4 protein-coding genes and 1 pseudogene are annotated in these 4095 nt (G+C 30.9%); all 5 read left to right on the top strand.

All coding sequences use genetic code 11. The features are described from left to right. A pseudogene (locus VFS71_RS04220) lies at positions 1-513 on the top strand (hypothetical protein); the annotation flags it as partial. 116 nt (positions 514-629) lie between these two features. Next, positions 630-1112 carry a hypothetical protein gene (locus VFS71_RS04215; protein WP_326399567.1) on the top strand — a complete coding sequence of 161 codons (483 nt, stop codon included), beginning with the start codon at positions 630-632 and terminating at the stop codon, positions 1110-1112. 227 nt (positions 1113-1339) lie between these two features. Continuing rightward, complete coding sequence (locus VFS71_RS04210; protein WP_326399566.1) at positions 1340-2098, top strand: hypothetical protein; 759 nt, start codon at positions 1340-1342, stop codon at positions 2096-2098. 144 nt (positions 2099-2242) lie between these two features. Continuing rightward, positions 2243-3157, top strand: coding sequence for a transporter (locus tag VFS71_RS04205; RefSeq protein ID WP_326399565.1), 915 nt, complete (start codon positions 2243-2245; stop codon positions 3155-3157). 240 nt (positions 3158-3397) lie between these two features. Continuing rightward, positions 3398-4095 (top strand): TolC family protein (locus VFS71_RS04200; RefSeq protein ID WP_326399564.1); only part of this gene is annotated, 698 nt, incomplete at its 3' end.

Below are 4095 nucleotides of genomic sequence, written 5' to 3'. Positions count from 1 at the left end.
AAAGGCTGGTTTGCTAATGTTGATTTTAGGTTTAATGCAGATTTATTTAATGACCAAGATGCAAGTAATGTACTTTTTACTGAGTTTAGGTATTTTGTTCCAATGGATCCCAAAAGAGAGCAATTTGTACTGGGATTTTGGGCTTTTGGACAGTTTGTAACGAAGGGAGTTGTTCCTTATTTAAATTTGCCTGCCATAGGTTGGGACCAACGCAGTAGAAGTGGTGAGGGCTATACACAAGGACTTTTTAGAGGAAATAATTTAGCTTATCTTCAGGTTGAATTAAGGTTTCCTATAACTTGTAATCAGCTTCTTAGCGGAACTGTTTTTACAAATTTTACAACTGCAAGTAATAAGTATGATCAAATAAGACTTTTTAAATATGTCCAGCCTGCATTTGGGTTTGGCTTAAGACTTTTAATTGATAAAGCTACTCGAACCAACCTTGTTTTTGATTATGCAGTAGGAAATCATTCCAATGGATTTTATCTCAATGCAGGAGAGACTTTTTAACCCCTTTGTTGTTGATAAATAGTTGTTTATGGTGAAATTGTTTTTTGTATTTAATGAAATTTTAATAAGAAATTATTATATTTGAGAGTAATTAACTAAATTTAAAACACACAAACATGAAAAAATTATTTTTATTATTTGCAGTAGCATTCTCAGCTACAACATTTGCTCAATCTACCTTAAAAGATGATATCGACGTTGTACAATCCGTTTATGGAAAATCCAAATCAGAATTAGTAACTCAGTATATGGCTTTGTCTGGTACTCAAGCTACAGATTTTGCAAAGATCTATGATGCTTATGAAATAGAAAGAAAAAAACTTGGAGAAGAAAAAATCCACTTAATCAATCAATATGCTACAGATTATGCTAATTTGACTGATGATAAAGCAGATGCTATAGCTAAAGGGGCTTTGAAAAATAATATTGCTTATGATAAGTTATACAGTTCTTATTATGAAAAAGTAAAAAAAGCAATAGGAGCAACAAACGCAACTAAATTTATTCAACTTGAAATTTATTTGCAAACTGAGATTCGTAGTAGTTTACAAAATGCTATACCTTTTGTAGGTGAATTGGAAATGGCAAAAGTGAAATAGGTATTTTACTCAAAAACGTGAGCATAATCATAGTGTTATGCTCTTTTTTTGTAACTTTAAGTGAATTTTTTGAGGTTAGTGAAAATTAACCCAATAATATCTTTAATTACCTTCAATTATAAGTTGTTTTATCGTAAAAAGTGTTAATTTTTGTTTCTTTTTTTAGAAAATAAATGTTAAATTTGTTAATGTACTTCCTTAGTTTTGTGTAATTTAAAAAATAAATCATGAAAAATTTAACTACTCCATTTGGTACTGTCTTCTTTTTTGTATTTGCAATATTTTTGCCTTCGACGAATGCCTTTTCGCAATCTGGTTCAAGGGATTTTAAGAATTCAGTAAAGTTTAACGTGTCCAATACGTTGCTTTATGATAACTCCTTACAGTTTTCGTATGAAAGAATGATTAAAGAAAACCAAAGTTTGAATATTTTTGCCGGATATCAGGAGTTCCCATTATTAACAGTTAATATTACAGACGTTAATTTTGATAAAAGTAGCAATAGAAAAGGGTATTCATTTGGTGCAGATTATCGATTTTATTTAGGAAGTGTCAATAAATATAAAGGACCGAGAGGGGTTTATTTGGCTCCGTTTCTAAGCTTTTTTCAGTTTGATACAGACAGAAATATGTATTATACCAATCCAGATACAGGAGTTACCAGTAATTCTAATCTTTCTTCAAAATTTAATTTAACCAATATTGGAGGTGAGTTAGGGTATCAATTTGTTTTATGGGATAGATTCGTCATAGACTGTGTATTATTTGGTCCTTCAATAACAAGATATAAATTTAATACCAAATTAGATAATAATATTGATGGACTTGACAATAATGAAGTGTACCAAAAAATTATCGAAGCAATAAAAGATAGATTCCCCGGAGTTGAAGGAATTACGGGTGATGAAGGTATAGAAAAAAAAGGTGTGCAATCGATCACCGCTGTAGGTTTTAGATATAATATCAGTATAGGATATAGATTTTAATACATCAATTACAAATAGAAGCCTCAAATGTTTTTGAGGTTTTTTTTTATTCAGTTTTTTATCAAGCCTTAAAATGGTGAGTATTAAAGTTGAAAATCTAAATTTTGGCAATGTTTAAATTTTATATAAAATCCAAATATGGTTTTGCAAAACTCAATATGTAGCAGAAAATATAAATTTTTATCATTTGCTGTTTTTTTAATATACAATTGCTCAATTGCTCAGGATTTAGAGCCAAGAGCTTATGCTAATTTGCCGATTGGAGTAAATGCTATAGTTGGCACTTACGGATATATGAAAGGTGACGTAGTTTCTGAGCCTACTTTACCAATTGAAGATTTTGTGATTTCAAGTAATAATTTTGGTCTGGGTTATATGCGCACATTTGGTTTGGCCGATAAATTAGCCAGGATTCAAGTAGCAATTCCCTATGTAATTATGGATGGAAAAGCCACCGTAAGCGGGCAAAAAATCACAGGAAACCGAACTGGTTTTGGTGATATGCGAATTCGTCTTGGGATTAATTTATTGGGTTCTCCTGCATTAGTCCCAAAAGATTTTGCTCAATATCAGCAAAAGACAATTTTTGGAGTAAGCTTGGTAACTTCGGTTCCTACAGGTATTTATTATCCGGATAAAAGAATAAATATCGGAACCAACCGCTGGGGATTTAAACCTGAAGTGGGGATTTCCAAACGATTTAAACATGTTTATGCTGAATTGTATTCTGGAATTTGGTTTTACACTAACAATGATGAATTTCTGGTTGATAAGGATTTACAGCAAGAGCCTGTACTTTCTTTTCAAGGTCATGCTTGTTATTTCTTTAAAAATCAAATGTGGGTCGGGATAAATGTAAACTGGTTCAGCGGAGGGAAAACAGTAGTTGATGATTTACCGGCTGGAAGTGTAATTAACAGTTCTAGAATTGGAGCTACATTTTCTATGCCTATCTCAAAAATGCAGTCAATAAAGTTACAGCTTAATACGGGAACCTTCAAAAGTATTGGGCTAAATTATGATTCCATTAGTCTTGGTTATCAATATGTTTTTTTCTAGTCTAAAAGATTGTTTTTATAATTTATTCTGTTTTTTAAAATGACCTAATTGTAACTTTATTTTGAAAGTGTACTACTTCAGGGGGAAATTATTATTAATGAATTTATTGTTATAAAGTTGTTAAAATGTTTATATTTGTGTAGTTACATTGTTGGTTATGAGTCAAAAATGCAATTTGTGCTTTGGGTAAGTATTTCATGTTTTTTTGCAAGTTGAATTTTTTAAATTAAAAATTAGCTTATGGATTATCCCTTTTTTAAAAGACTTAAAATAGAATTTGTTATTCTGATAATAACTTGTTTTTTTTATGAAGTCGGATTTTCCCAAAATGAAGAAGAAGCCCGAATCATAAAATTGGATGAAGCCATACAGTTGGGTATTCAGAATAATAATCAGCTAAAAATAGCCAATTCTGATGTCAGTATCGCAAATGAAAATTTAGACCAGTCCCAAATAGCCAAAGCGCCTGTTTTTGGCATGAAAATGGCCTATAATTATATTGGAAATCCCAAAATATTTGAAGGATTTTATGAAAAAAATATCACGGTTGATTATTTTAATCAACAAGCTTCTGCCAATGTTTTTGCGTCAATGCCTTTGTATTATGGAGGAGTGATCAATAATCAGATTGATAAGCAAAAATTAATGGTAAGTATGCAAGAATCGGTTGCAAAGATGACCGAAACAGAAATCAAACAAACTATTACCACACAGTTTTTTACTCTCGAAAAGTTATACAAGCAAATCGAGGTTACTAAACAAAATATTGTCAATACCGATTTGCGAATCAAACAATTGGAATCTAGGGTTTCCAATGGTCAAAACCTTAAGAGTGACTTATTAAGAACCGAATTGCAAAAGTCAAATTTTGAGGTGGCGGTTTTTCACAGTTCGAATTCAATCGAATTGATAAGTAATTATTTGGATATATTGACTGG

This window comes from Flavobacterium sp. (assembly GCF_035760125.1).
GTDB lineage: Bacteria > Bacteroidota > Bacteroidia > Flavobacteriales > Flavobacteriaceae > Flavobacterium.
The sequence above is the reverse complement of the archived record's forward strand: the minus strand, read 5'-3'. Positions and strand labels throughout refer to the sequence as shown.

What these genes read in the sequence shown, in the direction of transcription:
- VFS71_RS04215 (WP_326399567.1), top strand. Translation starts at nt 630, where the DNA reads ATGAAAAAATTATTTTTATTATTTGCAGTAGCATTCTCAGCTACAACA.
- VFS71_RS04210 (WP_326399566.1), top strand. Translation starts at nt 1,340, where the DNA reads ATGAAAAATTTAACTACTCCATTTGGTACTGTCTTCTTTTTTGTATTT.